General features: G+C 61.9%; 17 protein-coding genes. 3 read left to right on the forward strand and 14 right to left on the reverse strand.

Translation table 11 applies throughout. The features are described from left to right. Positions 1–66 precede the first annotated feature (66 nt). The 14 genes from ftsA to mraZ all read right to left on the reverse strand — a co-directional run bounded on the left by ftsA (position 67) and on the right by mraZ (position 16936). Positions 67–1299: a cell division protein FtsA gene (ftsA, locus tag PQR62_RS10730; RefSeq protein ID WP_408157666.1), complete on the reverse strand. Its 1233-nt coding sequence runs from the start codon at positions 1297–1299 to the stop codon at positions 67–69. A gap of 10 nt (positions 1300–1309) precedes the next feature. Beyond that, a complete protein-coding gene (locus tag PQR62_RS10735) occupies positions 1310–2083 on the reverse strand; it encodes a cell division protein FtsQ/DivIB (RefSeq protein ID WP_408157667.1) in 774 nt (257 codons plus the stop codon). Between the two features lie 28 nt (positions 2084–2111). Further along, positions 2112–3113 (reverse strand): D-alanine--D-alanine ligase, encoded by a 1002-nt coding sequence (locus tag PQR62_RS10740; RefSeq protein ID WP_408157669.1) that lies wholly within the window; start codon positions 3111–3113, stop codon positions 2112–2114. After that, entirely contained in the window at positions 3110–4540 is a 1431-nt protein-coding gene (murC, locus tag PQR62_RS10745) for a UDP-N-acetylmuramate--L-alanine ligase (RefSeq protein ID WP_408157671.1), read from the reverse strand. Before murC ends, PQR62_RS10740 begins: the two co-directional genes overlap by 4 nt. Continuing rightward, positions 4537–5619: an undecaprenyldiphospho-muramoylpentapeptide beta-N-acetylglucosaminyltransferase gene (gene murG, locus PQR62_RS10750; protein WP_408157891.1), complete on the reverse strand. Its 1083-nt coding sequence runs from the start codon at positions 5617–5619 to the stop codon at positions 4537–4539. The genes murC and murG overlap by 4 nt, the downstream gene beginning before the upstream one ends. A gap of 8 nt (positions 5620–5627) precedes the next feature. Then, positions 5628–6902 (reverse strand): putative lipid II flippase FtsW, encoded by a 1275-nt coding sequence (gene ftsW, locus PQR62_RS10755; RefSeq protein ID WP_408157673.1) that lies wholly within the window; start codon positions 6900–6902, stop codon positions 5628–5630. Then, positions 6899–9241, reverse strand: a complete 2343-nt coding sequence (gene murD, locus PQR62_RS10760; protein ID WP_408157674.1) for a UDP-N-acetylmuramoyl-L-alanine--D-glutamate ligase — start codon at positions 9239–9241, stop codon at positions 6899–6901. The genes ftsW and murD overlap by 4 nt, the downstream gene beginning before the upstream one ends. Positions 9242–9322: 81 nt before the next feature. Next, positions 9323–10492 carry a phospho-N-acetylmuramoyl-pentapeptide-transferase gene (gene mraY / locus PQR62_RS10765; RefSeq protein WP_408157675.1) on the reverse strand — a complete coding sequence of 390 codons (1170 nt, stop codon included), beginning with the start codon at positions 10490–10492 and terminating at the stop codon, positions 9323–9325. A 1-nt stretch (position 10493) separates the two neighbouring features. Further along, on the reverse strand, positions 10494–11945 hold the full coding sequence (locus tag PQR62_RS10770) for a UDP-N-acetylmuramoyl-tripeptide--D-alanyl-D-alanine ligase (protein WP_408157677.1): 1452 nt from the start codon (positions 11943–11945) through the stop codon (positions 10494–10496). Continuing rightward, a complete protein-coding gene (locus PQR62_RS10775; protein ID WP_408157679.1) occupies positions 11945–13477 on the reverse strand; it encodes a UDP-N-acetylmuramoyl-L-alanyl-D-glutamate--2,6-diaminopimelate ligase in 1533 nt (510 codons plus the stop codon). The genes PQR62_RS10770 and PQR62_RS10775 overlap by 1 nt, the downstream gene beginning before the upstream one ends. Beyond that, positions 13477–15258: a peptidoglycan D,D-transpeptidase FtsI family protein gene (locus PQR62_RS10780; protein WP_408157680.1), complete on the reverse strand. Its 1782-nt coding sequence runs from the start codon at positions 15256–15258 to the stop codon at positions 13477–13479. Before PQR62_RS10780 ends, PQR62_RS10775 begins: the two co-directional genes overlap by 1 nt. Then, positions 15255–15527 carry a cell division protein FtsL gene (gene ftsL, locus PQR62_RS10785; RefSeq protein WP_408157682.1) on the reverse strand — a complete coding sequence of 91 codons (273 nt, stop codon included), beginning with the start codon at positions 15525–15527 and terminating at the stop codon, positions 15255–15257. Before ftsL ends, PQR62_RS10780 begins: the two co-directional genes overlap by 4 nt. After that, the gene (rsmH, locus tag PQR62_RS10790; RefSeq protein ID WP_408157684.1) at positions 15524–16495 is read right to left on the reverse strand and encodes a 16S rRNA (cytosine(1402)-N(4))-methyltransferase RsmH; all 972 of its coding nucleotides are present in this window, start codon (positions 16493–16495) and stop codon (positions 15524–15526) included. Before rsmH ends, ftsL begins: the two co-directional genes overlap by 4 nt. A gap of 12 nt (positions 16496–16507) precedes the next feature. Then, positions 16508–16936 carry a division/cell wall cluster transcriptional repressor MraZ gene (gene mraZ / locus PQR62_RS10795; RefSeq protein WP_408157686.1) on the reverse strand — a complete coding sequence of 143 codons (429 nt, stop codon included), beginning with the start codon at positions 16934–16936 and terminating at the stop codon, positions 16508–16510. A 668-nt stretch (positions 16937–17604) separates the two neighbouring features. Between mraZ and PQR62_RS10800 the strand changes: the two genes are divergently transcribed. The 3 genes from PQR62_RS10800 (at position 17605) to PQR62_RS10810 (ending at position 19477) form a co-directional block, all read left to right on the forward strand. Continuing rightward, a complete protein-coding gene (locus tag PQR62_RS10800) occupies positions 17605–17889 on the forward strand; it encodes an HU family DNA-binding protein (RefSeq protein ID WP_006465510.1) in 285 nt (94 codons plus the stop codon). A gap of 465 nt (positions 17890–18354) precedes the next feature. Further along, positions 18355–18834 carry a nuclear transport factor 2 family protein gene (locus PQR62_RS10805; protein WP_408157688.1) on the forward strand — a complete coding sequence of 160 codons (480 nt, stop codon included), beginning with the start codon at positions 18355–18357 and terminating at the stop codon, positions 18832–18834. A gap of 4 nt (positions 18835–18838) precedes the next feature. Continuing rightward, on the forward strand, positions 18839–19477 hold the full coding sequence (locus PQR62_RS10810; RefSeq protein WP_408157690.1) for a TetR/AcrR family transcriptional regulator: 639 nt from the start codon (positions 18839–18841) through the stop codon (positions 19475–19477). Positions 19478–19480: the final 3 nt, after the last annotated feature.

Raw genomic sequence — 19480 nt, forward strand, 5'->3', positions numbered from 1 at the left:
ACTGAACTACCGAAACCGTAACGCCATTGACCTTGAACCACTTAACTTTTTACATCCTGATGCATCTCAGAAATTGCCGAGGAACCACTCCTTCATCCGCTGCCATACCGCCTTTACCGACCCTTCCTGACGCGTCACGATGTAACCGCGCAGGTATTGCTTTTTCGCTTCCAGCAACAGACCCAGCACCGTCGAATAGCGCGGACTGCGCACCACGTCGGCCAGTTGACCGCTGTACTCCGGCGTCCCCATGCGCGCCGGCTTGAGGAAGATGTCTTCGGCCAGTTCGATCATGCCCGGCATCAGCGAAGAGCCGCCGGTCAGCACGATGCCCGAGGACAGCACTTCTTCGTAACCCGACTCGCGCACGACCTGATGCACCAGCGCAAACAATTCTTCGACACGCGGTTCGATCACTGCCGCCAGCGCCTGACGCGACAGCGTGCGCGGATTGCGATCGCCGAGGCCCGGCACTTCCAGCGTTTCGGTCGGATCGGCCAGAATCTGCTTGGCCACGCCGTAACGCAGTTTGATTTCTTCCGCTTCCAGCGTCGGTGTGCGCAGCGCCATTGCGATGTCGTTGGTGATCTGATCGCCGGCAATCGGAATCACCGCCGTGTGACGAATCGCGCCTTCGGTAAACACCGCCACGTCGGTAGTGCCGCCGCCGATATCCACCAGCACCACACCCAGCTCACGTTCATCCGGGGTCAGCACCGAATCGGCCGAGGCCATCGGCTGCAGAATCAGATCCGACACTTCCAGACCGCAACGGCGCACGCATTTCACGATGTTCTGCACCGCCGACACGGCGCCGGTGACGATATGCACTTTGACTTCCAGACGGATGCCGCTCATACCGATCGGTTCGCGCACGTCTTCCTGGTTGTCGACGATGAATTCCTGCGGCACGGTATGCAGCAGTTGCTGGTCGGTGGGAATGTTGACGGCCTTGGCGGTTTCGATCACGCGTGACACGTCGGCCGCCGTTACTTCCTTATCCTTGATCGCCACCATGCCGCTCGAATTGAAGCTGCGGATATGGCTGCCGGCAATGCCGGTATAGACGTTTCTGATCTTGCAGTCGGCCATTAGTTCAGCCTCTTCCAGCGCGCGCTGGATGGACTCGACCGTGGCTTCGATATTGACCACCACGCCCTTCTTGAGCCCCTTCGATTCGGACTGTCCGAGGCCGATCACTTCATGTCGTCCGTCCGACAACACTTCGGCCACCACCGCCACCACTTTCGAGGTGCCGATGTCGAGTCCGACGATCAGGTTTTTTGCGTCTTTTGTCATATCGTTCCGCTTATTTTTTCTTTCCGTTCAATGCTGCCAGCACCAGTCCGTCGGCCTTCAATGCCAGACCGTTCGGATAGCGCATGTCGACGCTTTCAATCTTTTTACCGCTCAGGCGTTCCGACAACTGCGGATACGCCGCCACCAGCCGGTCGATGCGATCCTTGAGCACCGCATCGCCCTGTTCGCGGCCCAGCTCCACCGTCATGCCGTTATCCAGTCGCACCGTCCACGCATAGCGATTCGACAACTGCACCGACTCCGGCTCCAGCCTGATGGGCGCAAACCATTGCTGAAACTGCTGATAGCGCGCCACCACTTCTTTCTCGCTGCCGTCCGGCCCTTCAAATTCCAGCAGATCGCCGTCGTCTTCGGCCTCGGCCAGGTTGGCGGTAAACACATCGCCCTTCACCGACAGCAATCTTCCTTCGTCGCCCCAGGTGCCCAGCGCCCGGTGCTCTTCAATCTTGACTACCAGCTTGTCCGGCCATTCACGCCGCACCATCGCCTTGCGCACCCACGGCACCGCTTCGAAGGCCGAGCGCACCGCGCTCAGATCAGTGGTAAAAAAATTACCCCTGATCCGCGGCACCGCCGTCGCCCTCACCGTCAGCGCATTGACGCGCGACAAGGGCAGCTCGGTCGCGCTTTCGATGCGGATCGCGTGCAGCGTAAACATCGGCCGCTGCGCCAGCCACCACAGCCCGGATGCCATCAACGCAACCAGCGCCAGCGCCACCAGCGCGCTGCTGACCGCATTGAGCATCTTGACGTCTTGCCACATAGTGCTACTCGCTCTCCGTTCGCTATCTCTACTGCGACGCCTGCGGCGTCCAGTCTTTCGAAGGCGTCATGTCGAGCGCCGCCAGTTGCAGAATCTCGCAGCACAAATCTTCGTAACTCATACCGGTCGCCTTGGCCGCCATCGGCACCAGCGAGTGCCCGGTCATACCAGGCGAGGTGTTGATTTCCAGCAGATACGGTTCCTGAGTACCGTCGGCCGCTTCGCGCAGCATGAAGTCGACGCGCGACCAGCCGCGGCAACCGAGCGCATTGAAAGCCTGCACCGCCAGTTGCTGCACGCGCTGCGTGAGCGCCGCATCGATAGGCGCCGGACACAGATACTTGGTGTCGTCGGTGAAATACTTGTGCTGATAGTCGTAATTGCCTTCCGGCGCGCGGATCTCGATCACCGGCAGCGCGCGTGCATCGCGACCGCTGCCCAGCACCGGCACCGTCAGTTCGCGGCCACGGATGAACTCTTCGGCCAGCACCACATCGTCGTATTTCGCGCACAGCGCAAAACCTTCCTGCATGTCGGAATAGCCGTTGACCTTGCTGATGCCGATGGTCGAACCTTCATGCGGCGCCTTCAGCATCAATGGCAAGCCCAGCACATCCGGCACCTGGCGCAATTGCTCGGGCGTCGATGCGTGTGCGTCCAGCACCAGGAAGCGCGGTGTCGGCAAATCATGCCCGAGCCAGATACGCTTGGTCATGATCTTGTCCATCGCGATCGACGAGGCCATCACGCCCGGGCCGGTGTAGGGCAGACCCATCTGCTCCAGCGCACCTTGCAGCGTGCCGTCTTCGCCGTAACGGCCGTGCAGCGCGATGAACACGCGGTCGAATTTTTCGGCTTCCAGCTCGCCCAGACTGCGTTCGGCCGGGTCGAAAGCATGTGCGTCCACGCCCTTGCTGCGCAAGGCCTGCAACACGCCGTTGCCCGACATGATCGACACTTCACGCTCGGCGGAACGACCGCCGAACAATACGCCGACCTTGCCGAAGCGCGCTTTATTGTCCTGGCTCATGCTGCCCCCTGCCCGGTCTGCTGACCGGAAGCCTGCGCGGTCAACCTGGCCGGCACGCCGCTGATCGATCCGGCGCCCATGGTCATCACCACATCGCCGTCGCGCACTACATTGAGAATCGTGGCCGGCATATCGCCGATCTCTTCCACGAACACCGGCTCCACCTTGCCCGCCACGCGCAAGGCGTGCGACAGCGAGCGGCCGTCGGCGGCGACGATCGGCGCTTCGCCGGCCGAATACACTTCGCCCAGCACCAGCACGTCGGGCGCCGACAAGACCTTGACGAAATCTTCGAACAGATCGCGCGTGCGGGTGTAGCGATGCGGCTGGAACGCCAGCACCAGACGACGGCCCGGATAGGCGCCGCGCGCCGCCGAGATGGTCGCGGCAGTCTCCACCGGGTGATGGCCGTAATCGTCCACCAGGGTGTAATGCCCGGCCGGCTTGCCGGCGGCGTCGAACAGCGGCACCTCGCCGTAGCGGGTGAAGCGGCGGCCGACGCCGTTGAATTCGGTCAGCGCCTTTTGAATCGCAGCATCGTCCACGTCCAGCTCGCGCGCAATCGCAATTGCGGCGCAGGCGTTCTGCACGTTGTGCATGCCGGGCTGATTCAGGCTGATCTTCATCGGCGCATAGCCTTCCTGCACCACGGTGAATTCCATGTGCCCGTCGACTGCCTTGGCGTCAATGGCGCGGATGTCCGCGTCTTCACGGAAGCCGTAAGTCAGGATGGGCTTGGAAATCATCGGCATGATTTCGCGCACATGGGCGTCGTCGATGCACAGCACCGCCACGCCGTAGAACGGCAGGCGCTGGGTGAACTCGACGAAGGCCTGTTTCAGCTTGGCGAAGTCATGGTTGTAGGTTTCCATGTGATCGGCGTCGATGTTGGTAATCACCTCGATCACCGGCGTCAGATTCAGGAAGGAGGCATCGGACTCATCGGCCTCGGCCACGATGAATTCACCGGTGCCGAGCTTGGCATTGGCGCCGGCGCTGGTCAGCCGCCCGCCGATCACGAAAGTCGGGTCCAGCCCGCCTTGCGCCAGCACGCTCGCCACCAGGCTGGTGGTGGTGGTCTTGCCGTGGGTGCCGGCAATCGCGATGCCCTTCTTCAGACGCATCAGTTCGCCCAGCATCACCGCGCGCGGGACGATTGGGATGTGTTTCTTGCGCGCCGCCAGCACTTCCGGGTTGTCGCCCTTGACCGCGGTCGAGGTCACGATGGCGTCGGCGCCTTCGATGTTTTCCGCGGCATGGCCGTAACGGATGCAGGCGCCCAGTTGCGCCAGTCGCTGAGTCGCTGCATTGCTGCCGAGATCCGAGCCGGACACGCCGTAGCCCAGATTGAGCAATACCTCGGCGATGCCGCTCATGCCTGAGCCGCCAATGCCGACGAAATGAATGTTTTTGACCCGATGTTTCATTGCCTTACCAATCCTTCCAGCACGCGCGCGATTGCCTCATTGGCATCGCGCCGGCCTTGTTCATATGCAGCCTGAGCCATCTGCAGGCATTGCGCCCGGTCCAGCTGCTGCAGCAATGCCGCCAGACTGTCCGGGTTCAGTTCGTTTTGCGGCAAATGAATTGCCGCCTGGTTCGCCGCCATCCATTTGGCGTTGTCGCGCTGATGCGAGGTGGTCGATACCGTCAGCGGCACCAGCACGCTGGCCACGCCGGCAGCCGTCAGCTCCGACACCGTGATCGCACCGGCACGGCAGATCACCAGATCGGCCTCGGCGTAGCGACGCGGCATGTCGTCGATGAAGGCCAGCACCTCCGCCTGCACCTGCGCCTGCGCGTAAGCTGCTCTCAACGCATCGATATGTTGCTTGCCCGACTGATGCGTCACCAGCGGCCGCTGTTCCGGCGGCAATTTTGCCAGCGCCGCCGGCACGCAATCGTTCAATACCTTGGCGCCCAGACTGCCGCCCACCACCAGAATCCGCAGCGGGCCGCTGTGCGCGGCATAACGCGGCGCCGGTTGCGGCAGCGCGATGATTTCCTTGCGCACCGGATTGCCGGTGACTTCAGCCTTGCCGGCGGCCTTGCCGAAATCGGCCGGGAAGCCGAACAGCACCTTGTCCGCCCACGGCGCCAGGGTCTTGTTCGACAGCAGCAGCGCCGCATCGGCATTCACCAGCACCAGCGGCTTGCCGCGCAGACGCGCCATGAAACCGCCAGGCACGGTCACGTATCCGCCCATGCCCAGCACCACATCCGGCTGACGCCGGCCGATGATGCTGAAGCAGCGCGCGAAACCGGCGACCATCCGGCCTATGCCTTTGATCGTATGCGCCAGACCTTTACCGCGCAGTCCGGAAAACACGATGCTGTCCATCTCTATGTTCTGCCTGGGCACCAGATCGCGCTCCATGCCGTGCGTGGTACCCAGCCATGAAACCTGCCAGCCGCGTGCGCGCATGGTGTCGGCAATCGCCAGTCCCGGGAAGATATGGCCGCCGGTGCCGGCCGCCATGATCAGCAGCTTGCCGGGACGCTTCATCAATGCGCTCATAGCCGGCCTCCGCGCATCAGCATGCGATTTTCATAATCGATGCGCAGCAGAATCGCCAGACCGACGCAGTTGAGCAGCACGCCCGAGCCACCGTAACTCATCAGCGGCAGAGTCAGCCCCTTGGTCGGCAACAGACCCAGATTCACGCCCATGTTGATGAAGGCTTGTACGCCGATCCAGATGCCGATGCCCTTGGCCACCAGTCCGGCGAAGGTCAGGTCCAGCGCAATCGCCTGACGGCCGATTTCAAACGCATGCTTGACCAGCCAGTAGAACAGCAGCACCACCACCAGCACGCCGACAAACCCGAGCTCTTCGCCGATCACCGCCAGCAGGAAGTCGGTATGCGCTTCCGGCAAGTAATGCAATTTCTCCACGCTGCTGCCGAGGCCGACGCCGAACAGCTCGCCACGCCCGAAGGCGATCAGCGAGTGCGACAACTGATACGCCTTGCCCAGCGCGTTCTCTTCTTCCCATGGGTTCAGATACGCGAAAATCCGTTCGCGTCGCCACGGCGACAACACGATCACCATCGAAAACACGCCGACCAGCGTGGCGCCGATGCCGCCGAACCAGACACCGTTGATACCACCCAGAAACAGAATCCCCATGGCGATGCAGACGATCACGCCGAAGGCGCCGAGATCGGGCTCCAGCAGCAGCAGCAGGCCGACCACGCCGACCGCCAGCGTCATCGGCGCAAAGCCTTTGACCAGCTTGTGCATCACCGCCTGCTTGCGCACTGTGTAGTCGGCGGCGTACAGCACCACGAACAGCTTCATCAGCTCCGATGGCTGCAGATTGAATACCTTGAATGACAACCAGCGCTTGGCGCCGTTGACGCCCTTGCCGATGCCGGGAATCAGGACCAGCGCCAGCAGGATCAGCGTGCCCGCAAACAGATAGGGCGCCCAGCGCTGCCAGGTTTCAATGCGCACCCGGAACACGATCAGGCCGGCCACAATCGAGATCACGATGAAGATCGCCTGGCGCACCAGGAAGTGATAGTTCGAATACGCCGCGTACTTGGGCGAATCAGGCAGCGCCACCGAGGCCGAATACACCATCACCATGCCGAACAGCATCAGCAGCAGCACCACCCAGATCAGCGGCTGATCGTATTCCATCATGCGCGAGCGCTGTTCGATACCGCCCACGCCGCCCAGCCCGCCAGCGCCGGGCTTGTTGAGCCGGCCCTTGATGGCAGTGGCCGGCGCGCCTTCGACTACGCTGCCGATCAGATTGCGGATGGAGGGCATGCTCAGTTTCATGCGATCACCTCGCCGCGCGAGAGTGCGAACTCGCGCACCGAATCAACGAAGACCTCGGCGCGATGCGCGTAATTGCGGAACATGTCGAGACTGGCGCAGGCCGGCGAGAGCAGGACGATATCGCCGGCGCGCGCCATTTCGGCGGCAAGCGCCACGGCTTGTTCCAGCGTCTGGCAATCGATCAGTTCGATGCCGCTGTCGCCGGATCCAAAGCCGGACTGATCCGACACCGCCGCGCGGATGGCCGGCGCATCGCGCCCGATCAGGAACACGGCGCGACCGTATTTTTGCAGCGGCGCAGCCAGCGGCGTGAAATCCTGACCCTTGCCATCGCCGCCGGCAATCAGCAGGATCCGGTTCGGGCGTCCGCCATGGCCGAGGCCGTTCAGCGCGGCGACAGTGGCGCCGACATTGGTGCCCTTGCTGTCGTCATAGAATTCGATGTCCTGCACCACGCTCACCAGTTCGACCCGATGCGGTTCGCCGGCATATTCACGCAGACCGTGCAGCAGCGGCGCCATCGGCAGATCGGCGGCGCGGCACAGGGCCAGCGCGGCCAGCGCGTTCATGGCGTTGTGCAGACCGCGAATCTTCAGCGCATCGACCGGCATCAGACGTTTTTGCGTGACCTGCGGAATCAGTTCGACCTGATTCTTGCGGCGGCGCTTGCCTTCCGGCCGTTCGTCTTCTTCCTGCACGAAGGCATAGCCCAGCCAGGCCATGGCGTTGTCATCGATCAGGCCAAAGCTTTCCGGTGAAGTCGGCGCATCGCTGCCGAAACTCATCAGCGGCGCGCTCGGCTCGGACATGCGCATTACCAGCGCATCGTCGCGATTGAGCACGCGTACGGTACGCTCGCCGAAGATGCGCGCCTTGTCGGCGGCGTAGGCGTCCATGCTACCGTGCCAGTCGAGGTGATCCTGCGTCAGGTTCAGCACGGTGGCGGCGTCGGCCTGCAGGCTGTACGTCGTGTGCAACTGGAAGCTGGACAACTCCAGCACCCAGGCCTGCGGCAGCGTGCCGCGATACACCGGCACCGGCGGCGGAGGCGGCGGCACAGCGATCAGCGGCGCATCCATGTCTTCGACGGCGAGGATAGCGGGAGCGATCGCTTCTGTGTCTGCGGCGTCTGCCGTTTCTATTGCCTCGCTATCTTGTTCAGCTTCGGCAGCGTCCCGGGATACCGAAGCATCTGAAGTCAGCTGAGCTTCGGACTCCTGGGCATCCACCGAAGCGATATTCTCGGCCCCGACCTCGGTCGCTGCTTCAGCGGCATCGATTACATCCGGCGGCGTCGCCAATGATGTCTCAAGGCCAGCTTCAGCAAGCGGTTCAAGTTCTGAGGACTGCGCTGTTTCCGCGACCGGATTCAGCGGCGATTCACTTGCACTGCCTTCTACGGAGAGATTTTCTTCGTCAGGCGCGGCAGCCTGGCCGCCGTCATCCGCTGCGACTACCGGCTCAGCACTCTTGCTCGCATCGCTTTCCGCCGGGGCATCAGCAGCATCCAGCGAATCCGGCTGTGCCTGTGCCGGCGGAGCAACCGCCACGCTGCTCTGCGCCGGCGCATTCTCTGTTGCTATCAGTGCGGCGGCAGCCTTGTTCGCCCTGGCTTGCTGCCTTGCCAATTTTGCAGCTTCCGCCTGGGCTTCGATTTCTGCCGCTGCGGCAAGCGCTTCGGCCTCTGCCTGAGCCTGCGCCGCCGCCAATGCGTCAACCTGCGCCTGCTCTGCCGCCAGCACGGCTGCGGCCTCGGCAGCTGCGGCAGCTTCCACTGCGGCTTGCGCTTCATCGATCGCGCGCTGCCTCTGGAATTCGGCGTCGATGATCAGCGCTTCGCGCAAGACATCCAGCGCGGCCGGGCTGATATTGCCGGCGACCTTGGTGCTCAGGCCGGCGCGCTGGCACAGCATGCCGGTCAGGCTGGTGACCGTGGTCTTGCCGTTGGTGCCGGTAATGGCCAGCACCTTGGGCTGATACAACTGCTCTTCGCGCAGCACGGCCAGCGCCTGCGCGAACAATTCGATCTCACCCCACAGCGGAATATTCTTTTCAGCGGCGAGCGGCGTCAGTGGCGCCAGATCGCCATGCGGCGTGAGGCCGGGGCTGACGGCAACGAAATCGATGTCATCCAGCAAGGCCGGCGTCAGCGGCTGACCGCTCACGACCTCGGCATCGGGCGCAGCTTCGCGCAGCGCCGCCAGCCGTGCGGCCAGCGCGCTTTCCTCGCGGGTATCGGCAACGCGCACGCGGGCGCCGCAGTGGACCAGCCACCGCGCCATCGCCAGGCCGGACTCACCGAGCCCGAGCACCAGTACGTGTTTGCCTGAATAGTTCATCGATATCCTGCTCAATTCCACAATCTCAATCCGACCAATCTGCTTGTTGCTTTTCCATCCGACTTCATTTACGCGCCTGTATCAACGCAGCTTCAGCGTCGACAGGCCGAACAGCACCAGCACCATGGTAATAATCCAGAAACGCACCACCACCTGCGTTTCTTTCCAGCCCTTCTGTTCGTAGTGATGGTGCAGCGGCGCCATCAGCAGCACGCGCTTGCCGGTGCCGAAGCGCTTCTTCGTATATTTGAAGTAAGCCACCTGGATCATCACCGACAGGGTTTCCACCACGAAGATGCCGCCCATGATGAACAGTACGATTTCCTGACGCACGATCACGGCGATGGTGCCGAGCGCGCCGCCCAGCGCCAGCGCACCGACGTCGCCCATGAACACCTGGGCCGGATAGGCGTTGTACCAGAGGAAGGCCAGACCGGCGCCGCCCATGGCGCCGCAGAAAATCAGCAGCTCGCCGGCGCCCGGAATATGCGGAATGAACAGATACCGAGCATAGCTGGCGCTACCGGTGAGGTAGGCGAACAGGCCCAGGCCGGCGCCGACCAGCACGGTCGGCATGATCGCCAGGCCGTCCAGACCATCGGTCAGATTTACCGCATTGCTGGTGCCGACGATAACGAAATAGGTCAGCGCGATGAAGCCCCACACACCCAGCGGATAGCTGATGCTCTTGAAGAAAGGCACGATCAGATCGGCCTTGGGCGGCAGATCCAGGCTGAAGCCGGAACGCACCCAGGCCACGAACAGATCCAGCACCTTCATGTTGCTGACTTCGGACACCGAAAACGCCAGATAGAAGGCTGCCACCAGACCGATCAGCGACTGCCAGAAATATTTTTCGCGTGAACGCATGCCTTCCGGGTCGCGATGCACCACCTTGCGGTAATCGTCGACCCAGCCGACCGCGCCGAAACCCAGCGTCACGATCAGCACGATCCAGACGAAACGATTGCTGAGATCGGCCCACAGCAAAGTCGAAATGCCGATGCCGATCAAAATCAGCACGCCGCCCATGGTCGGGGTGCCGGATTTGATCAGATGCGTTTGCGGACCGTCGGTGCGCACCGCCTGGCCGACCTTCATGCGTGTGAGCATGCGGATCACGGACGGGCCTGCGATCAGGCCGATCAGCAGCGCCGTCAGCGTGGCGAACACGGCGCGGAAGGTGATGAAATTGAAGACCCGCAGAAAACTCAGATCCTGTTGAAATAATTGCGCCAGCCAGAGCAGCATGTTAATGGGCCTCCTGTTGATGTTGCGAGTCCGAATCAACACTGACCAGATGCTGCACAACGCGCTCCATTTTCATGAAGCGTGATCCTTTTACCAAAACCGTGGCGCCGGCCGGTGCGGCTTGCGCCGTCGCCTGCTGCAGCGTTTCCACGTCGTCAAAATGCCGGGCCTGTATAGCATCCTTGCCGGCGGCGGCATTGTAGGCCGTCACCGCATGCTGCATCAGTTCGCCCAGCCCGAAGAAATGCGCGATGCCGCGCTCCTGCGCGTAGGCGCCGATCTCTTCGTGAAATTTTCTGCCTTCATTGCCGACTTCGCCCATGTCGCCCAGCACCAGCAAGCGTGGCTCGGCGACCTGCGCCAGCACATCAATGGCGGCGCGCACCGAATCCGGATTGGCGTTGTAGGTGTCGTCGATCACCAGCGCGCCGTTCGCTGCGGTCTTGCGCTGCAAACGCCCATTGACCGGCGCGAAGGCTTGCAAGCCGCGCACCACTGCCGCTACCGGCACGCCGATGCCGAGCGCGCAGGCGGTCGCCGCCAGCGCATTGCGCACATTGTGTTCGCCGACTGCGGCCAGCTGCAGCGAGAATGTGCCGTCAGCCTCAGCGCCTGCGCCGTGCACACTGACCTGCAGTTCACTGCCGAATTGCTGCGCCTGATAGCTGGCGCTGACGTTGGCCTGCGGCGTCAGGCCGAAGCTCAGCACACGACGCGCGCCGGCTTCTTCGCGCCACAGCGGCGTGAAGACATCGCCTTCCGGGAATACCGCCACGCCGTCCTGCGGCAGGTGACGGATCACCGCGCCGTTTTCGCGCGCCACAGCTTCGACGTTGACCATGAATTCCTGATGCTCGCGCTGAGCGTTGTTGACCAGGCCCAGCGTCGGCTCGGCGATGCGCGACAGCAGCGCGATTTCGCCCGGATGATTCATGCCCAGTTCGATCACGGCGGCGCGATGCGCCGGCGCCATGCGGAACAGCGTGAGCGGCACGCCGATCTCGTTATTGAAATTGCCGCGCGTGCCGAGATAGCCTTCGCTGCCATAGGCGGCGTCGAGTATGGCGGCGATCATTTCCTTGACCGTGGTCTTGCCGTTGCTGCCGGTGACGCCGATCAGCGGCAACTGGAACTGGCGCCGCCAGCCATGGCCGATCTGACCCAGCGCGATGCGGGTGTCAGCCACCACGATCACCGGCACCTGCGGATCGGCCGGCGCCTTTTCCGCCACGATGACGGCGGCGCCTTGCTGCATCACCGATTCAATGAAGTCGTGCGCATCGAAACGCTCGCCGCGCAGCGCCACGAAAACAGTTCCGGCGCTCGCGCTGCGGCTGTCGGTGACGACGCCTTGCAGCGCCGTCAGGGTCGCAGCGGATTCTTCTGCACTGACGGGGTGAACCACCTGCGCGCCCGGCAGCCATTGCTGCAATTGTTCGAAGGAGAACCGCATCACGCGCCTCCCATCATGGTGGAACGCGCCGCCAGCGCCAGCGCGACGTGATCGGCATCGAGGAAAGGCAGCTTCTTGCCGCCCACTTCCTGATATGCCTCATGCCCCTTGCCGGCCAGCAGCACGACATCTTGTTTAGTGGCGTGACGGATCGCCCACAGAATCGCGCCGGCGCGATCTGGCAATACCTGCGGCTCGACACGGCTGATGCCGGCACGGATTTCGTCGATGATCTTTTTCGGATCTTCGCTACGCGGGTTGTCGCTGGTCAGGATCACGTGATCCGCCTGCTCCGAAACCTGACCCATCTGCGGCCGCTTGCCCGGATCGCGATCGCCGCCGCAACCGAACACGCACCACAGCTGGCCGTTGCGTTGCGTTGCGACCTGCCGCAGGGTGGACAGGGTCTTGTCCAGCGCGTCCGGCGTGTGCGCGTAGTCGATCACGATCAGCGGCACATCAGGTCCGCCGAATTGCTGCATGCGACCGGGTGCAGGGGTGAGCGCGGCCGCTGCTGCGACCACGGCTTCCCATGATTGCCCCTTGGCCAGCAGCACGCCCATGATGCCCAGCACATTGCTGACATTGAAACGTCCCACCAGCTGCGTCTTGATCTGGCCATGTCCGAAGGGCGAATCGACGTGGAATACGGTGCCGCTGTGGCTGCTGCGAATCTGGCTGGCGCGCAGCGCCGGCACACCGGCGGCGATGGCCGGCAATTCTTCATCCAGCGCGTAGCCGATGATGGGTACCTGGCGCGCCTGCACCAGCGGCAGCAGACGCTGGCCCATGCCATCGTCCAGATTGATCACCGCGTGCTGCAGGCCGTCCCATTCGAACAGTTTCTGCTTGGCGGTTTCGTAGCCGATCATGTCGCCGTGGTAATCCAGATGATCGCGCGTGAAATTGGTAAACAGTGCGACATTGATGTGCATGCCGTTCATGCGGCCTTGTTCAAGTCCGATGGAAGAAGCTTCTATCGCCAGCGAAGCCGCCCTGGATTTGCGCAGATCGGCCAGCTTGCGCTGCAGCAGCACGGCGTCCGGCGTGGTGTAGCCGGTTACGTCAAAGGCATGCGCCGCGCCGTTCTGGAACAGGCCGACGCCCAGGGTCCCGACCACCGCCGCCGGGCCATTGCCCAGAATTCGCGACAAGGCCTGGCCCAGCCAGTAGCTGCACGAAGTTTTGCCGTTGGTGCCGGTGACGGCGACGGTAAACATGGCGGCGTCGGGGTGCTGATACCATCCGCTGGCGATGTCGCCGGAGATACGGCGCAGATCCGGCACGGCCAGATGCGCCACGGCTTGCTCGCCGTCCCACTCAAAATCGCTTGCCTCGAAGACCACCGCACGCGCACCGCGCTCGATCGCGTCCGCAATATAGGCGCGGCCGTCCGCATCATCCCCCGGATAGGCGAAGAACACATCGCCGGCGCCGATACGGCGCGAGTCGGATGACAATTGCGCGTCTGAGCCGACTGCGGTCTGCAGCCAGCTCAGAATGGCGTTCACGCTGAGAGCCTGATTCGTCACTACATGCTCTCCTCAAGCGCATCCTTGGGGATGATGATATTGGTCACGCTGGAATCCGGCGGCACGTTCAACGCCCGCAAGGCATTCGCGGCGACGTTGGCAAACACCGGGCCGGCCACCGGGCCGCCGTAGTGCTGGCCGTTGCTCGGCTCGTCGATCATGACTGCAATGATCAGGCGCGGGTCGGACATCGGCGCGATGCCGGTGAACGAGGCCACATATTTGCGCACATACTTGCCGCCTTCGATCTTGTAAGCGGTGCCGGTCTTGCCGCCCACCCGGTAGCCGGGCACCTGCGCCTGCGGCGCGGTGCCGCCGGGCGCGACCACGGTTTCCAGCATGCGGCGCATCTGCAGCGCAGTGTTTTCCGAAATCACGCGATGGCCGATCGGCGAGTCGTTCACCTTCTGGAACGACAGCGGAATGATGTCGCCGTTGCGGGCGAAGATCAGATAAGCATGCGCCAGCTGAATCAGCGACACCGAGATGCCGTGACCGTAGCTCATGGTGGCCTGCTCGATCGGGCGCCATGACTTATAGGGACGCACACGACCGGCAACCGCACCGGGGAAGCCGAACTTGGGCTGCTGACCGAGGCCGACGTTGGTGAACATCTCCCACATTTCTTCAGGCGGCATCTGCAGCGCGATCTTGGCGGTGCCAATGTTGGACGATTTTTCAATGATCTGCGCCACCGTCAGCGGACCGTGCGCGTGCGAGTCGCCGATGGTCGCGGTGCCGATGGTCATCTTGCCGGGCGAGGTCTGGAACACGGTGCTCGGCGTGACGCGATGGGTATCCAGCGACAGCGCCACGGTAAATGGCTTGAGCGTCGAACCCGGTTCGAAGGTATCGGTCAGCACCCGGTTGCGCAGCTGGGCGCCAGTCAGCACCGAGCGGTCGTTGGGGTTATAGGTCGGCATGTTGGCCAGCGCCAGCACTTCGCCGGTCTTGGCGTCAACCACGATGATGCCGCCGGCCTTGGCCTTGTGCTTTTCGACCGCTTCTTTCAGTTGAGTGAAGGCGATGTACTGGATCTTGCTGTCGATGGACAGCGTCAGATCCTTGCCGTCATGCGGTTCGCGGATGGATTCGATGTCTTCAACGATGCGGCCGAGGCGATCCTTGATCACGCGCCGGCTACCGGTCACGCCGGCCAGTGTCTTTTGTGCGCCCAGCTCCATGCCATCCTGGCCTGCATCTTCGACGTTGGTGAAGCCGACCACGTGCGCCATCACTTCACCTTCAGGATAGAAGCGCTTGTACTCCTTGCGGGTTTCGATGCCGGGGATGCCGAGCTTGACGATCTTGTCGCTGGCTTCCTGCTCGACCTGGCGCTTCAGGTAGACGAAGCTGCGGTCGGAGTCGAGCTTCTTGCGCAGGTCGGCGTCGCTCATGTCCAGCAGCCTGGCCAGCTCGCGCAACTTCTCGGGCGGCGCCGCCTGCACGTCTTCCGGGATGGCCCAGATCGCCTTGACCGGCACCGAGGACGCCAGCACCTGGCCGTTGCGGTCGGTGATCTTGCCGCGCGTGGCCGGCAATTCCAGCGTACGCGCATAGCGCGAAGCGCCCTGCTTCTGCAGGAAATCGGTCGATACGCCCTGCAGCCACAAGGCGCGCACGATCAGCGCCGCGAAGGCCACGAACAGCACGAACAGCACCACGCGCGAACGCCAGGCCGGCAGTTTCACCTGCAGGATGGGATTCGACGAAAAAGCCACGCCCTTGGAGGCGGCTACGCGTGCGCCGGCGATGTTGGTGCGGGGCGGCATGCGCGTCATTTGACCCCCACATTCAGGTATTGGGTGCGGGCCGCGGTCAGCGCTTCCATATTAAGGTCGCGCCGCGCCAGTGCTTCGATGCGGGAATTCTTGCCGAGAGTGGATTGATCCAGCTGCAATTGCGCCCAGTCGATATCCAGCTGGCGGGCCGCCGTCTGCGCGCGCTCCAGCTCAATGAACAGGCTGCGCGCTTTATATTGCGCATTCACCACCGACAGCGCGCACGCCACCAGCAGCACGGTCAGCAGCAGGCTGAGACGGCCGGTCATGGCGTTGCTCCGGGAGCGGTGATGGGCATGCGTTCCAGACCTCTCATGACGGCCGAACGGGCGCGCGGATTGCCTTCGACTTCCGCGTCGCCGGGCTTGACGCGACCCAGCAGCAGGCCTTCCGGCTGCGGCAGATCGACGGCGCGGATCGGCAGGCGGCGGTCAGGCTGCGGCGCATGGGCTTTGGATGCCATGAACTGCTTGACGATGCGATCTTCCAGCGAGTGAAAGCTGATCACAACCAATCTCCCGTGCTGCGCCATCTGCCTGAATGCCTTTGCCAGACCTATCTCGAGTTCTTCAAGCTCTTGATTGACGAAAATCCGTACAGCCTGAAAGGTACGAGTGGCCGGGTCTTTGCCTTTCTCGCGGGTTTTGACGGCTTGTGCCACGAGCGCGGCAAGCTGTCGTGTGGTTGAAATTGACTCGACTGCCCGGCCAGCAACAATCTTCTTTGCAATCTGAACAGCAAACCGTTCTTCCCCATAATCTCGTATCACCTTTGCTATCGTCTGTTCGTCCGCCGTTGCCAGCCATTCCGCTGCGGACATGCCGCGCGTCGTGTCCATGCGCATGTCGAGCGGGCCGTCCTGCCTGAAACTGAAACCACGGGCCGCATCATCAACCTGCGGCGACGAAATACCCAAATCCATCAACACCCCGTCGACCTCAGCAATGCCGCGTTCGGCCAATGCCTGATCCAGCGTTGCGAAACTGTCGTGCACGATCTCGAACCGCGGGTCCTCGATCTGCTGCGCCGTCGCAATCGCCAACGGGTCCTTATCAAATCCAATCAATCTGCCTTTGGGGCCGAGTCTGGCCAGAATCGCGCGGCTGTGTCCGCCGCGACCGAAAGTGCCGTCCAGGTAAATACCGTCGGCGCGTACGCCTTCAATCGCCAGCATGTTGACCGCTTCATCCAACAGCACGGTGCGGTGCTGCAATTCGGGCACCGATTGCAAAGTCATCTCGTCAGGCCGTCAGAATGAAAAAGTACTCAACACGTCGGGCATGCCAGACGCAACTGCCTGCGCCTCGCTCTCGGCCAGCTTGGCGGCATCCCATATCTCGAAGTGGCTGCCCATACCCAGCAACATCACGTCGCGTTCCAGACCTACGGCCGCGCGCAACTCAGGCGCAATCAGGATGCGGCCGGCCGAGTCGAGCTCGACGTCGGAGGCATTGCCCAGAAAAATACGCTGCCACGCGCGTGCCGACATGGGCCATGCAGCGATCTGTTCGCGATGGCTTTCCCAGGTAGGACGCGGGAAGAACAGCAGACAACCGTGCGGATGGCGCGTCAGCGTGACGCGTCCTTCGCACTGCACGGTCAGGGCGTCACGATGCTTGGCCGGAATGGTCATCCGTCCTTTGGCATCGAGATTGAGTGATGAGGCGCCCTGAAACACGTTGTTTGTCCTGTTGATCCTAGCGAGTGGCACTGCTGGAAAAGTCCGTTTTGCGCAGAGAGATGTAAATTTCCCCCACAAAAAAACACTTTTTCACACTGCCGCCCACTTTAGAGGATGCACTATTACAGGTCAAGCGGTATACCGAGGAAAAAAGAAGGATTTTGTAATAAAGTCAAAGACTTAGCGCACTTCCTTAAAACCGTTCCACAAGCGCTTTTTCAAAGAAATGAAGGACTTAGCAGATACACTGAATGTGCAACCTTAGCTATACACATGTGTTTGGCGACTCAATTGAGCAACCACGCGGATTTGCGCGAGGGTCTCACTGCCAAAAACAGGAAGTCGCTGCCTTAAATCGGGGCAGATTTGCAGAGGGTGCTCTCGACGTGCTGGCGAAGAAAACTCAAACAGATTCGATTCCGCCCCTGAGGTTTCCTTGCATTTGATTTTGTCGCCACGCGCGCCAAGCTGAGGTAAATTTCGGATTCCCGATTTTTGTCGCAAGCGAAAATTCGGGTGAACAAATTCTGTTTTCTTGCATCGATATTTTTCAACCCACCGCTGTCCGATCAGGACAAATCGCCCTAAAACACAGATAGGGCTTGCTGATACGCGGTATTCCAGTGCTAAAATCTCGGCACCTTAACAGTGAAAGGAAGTTTAAAGTGAACAAATCTGAATTGGTTGACGTCATCGCTGCTGATACTGAAATCTCCAAGGCTGCCGCTCAGCGCGCTCTGGACTCGGTTATCGAGAACATCATCAAGGCCGTTACCAAGGGCGACACAGTGCAATTGGTTGGTTTTGGTTCGTTCTCGACTGGCAAGCGCGCTGCACGTACCGGCCGTAACCCGCAGACTGGCGAAGAAATCAAGATCGCCGCTGCCACCACGGTGAAGTTCTCCGCTGGTAAAGCGTTCAAAGAAGCAGTGAACAAGAAGAAGAAATAATTTCGACATTTGAATGCCGCGACCTGGGTGTCGCGGCATTCAAATTGATTGTTCCGCCATACTCCGCCCCGCTCCAGCCCCCCCCTCAGCAGCTCCGCAACGCCTCCTCGTACACCCTGCATTTCAAGCTTCACTATCTCTTTGCGCTGACCCGGCTCGTTTTGGCCCCGCGTATCCACGCGCTCTTCCCGGCCAGACATCCGCTCCGGCTGCTGCAATGCATCAGGCAGCCATGTTGCACGCGCTTTGCCGCGCTGAATCGCCCCCCGCTCAGATGAATTCTCCTCATCTGCCGCCGCCGACACCGCCGCTTTGCAACATCCCGGGCAAGCAACACAGCCAGGCGCAGCCGCGAAGAGTACAGCTGCGGCTTTACCGCCAGCCCCTAGCCCACGGCGCTTTCAACCTCTATGATGTATTTGTACCGAGCAGTACAAACTCACTCACCGCGACAGGACACTGCACATGAACACTCAAAACGCCCGCCCGCCACTTCCGCCATTCAGCCGCGAAACCGCGATCCAGAAGGTCCGCGCCGCTGAAGACGGCTGGAACTCCCGCAATGCCGAACGCGTCTCGCTGGCTTATACCGAAGACAGCTGGTGGCGCAATCGCTCGGATTTCCTGCAGGGTCGTCCGGCCATCGTCGCCTTTCTCGCCAACAAGTGGACGCGCGAGCAGGAATATCGCCTGATCAAGGAGCTGTGGGCCTTTGAAAACAATCGCATCGCCGTGCGCTTCGCCTATGAGTGGCATGACGCTGCGGGCAACTGGTTCCGCTCCTACGGCAATGAGAACTGGGAATTCGATGAACACGGCCTGATGCGTTTCCGCCATGCGTCCATCAACGATGTCGCCATCAGCGCTGCCGATCGCAAGTTCCACTGGGATCGTTCGGGCCCGCGTCCGGCCGACCATCCCGGCCTGAGCGACCTGGGACTGTAAGCCCATGCGCAGTACATCAAGAAATGGAGAGGGCAGCGCCGCCAACGATGATCGCAGCGAAGTGATCGCGCAACTGGCGGAAGTATTCCGCACCTACGGCTACGAAGGCGCCAGCCTGACCCGCATCACCCAGGGCACCGGCCTCGGCAAGGGCAGCCTGTATCACCTGTTCCCGGGCGGCAAAGATGAAATGGCGCAGGCGGTGCTGGCACATATCGATCTGTGGTTTGAACTGAATGTGTTTGCACCGTTGCGTGAGAATGCTGCTGAAGCCGATGACGACTATCCTCAGCGCATCGCACACATGTTCGATGCATGCGGGCGCTATTTCTTGTCCGGCCGCAAAGTCTGCCTGGTCGGCGCGTTTGCACTGGACAGCACGCGCGACCGCTTTGCCGACGCCGTACGCGGCTATTTCGTGCGCTGGGCCGAAGCCTTGCATGCGGCGCTGCTGCGCGCCGGCCATCCGTCACACGAAGCGGCGGCGCTGACCGAGGATATTCTGGGCGGGATTCAGGGCGCGCTGGTACTGGCAAGAGCGGTGAATCAGGCGGATATCTTCACACGCACGCTGGAGCGGCTGCAGGAACGCGTGAAACGGGCTGCGGCTGCCCACGCCGGACAGAAGAGAAATAAAACTTGAGCA

Source organism: Herbaspirillum lusitanum, assembly GCF_046025995.1.
GTDB classification, from domain to species: Bacteria; Pseudomonadota; Gammaproteobacteria; order Burkholderiales; family Burkholderiaceae_D; genus Herbaspirillum; species Herbaspirillum lusitanum_A.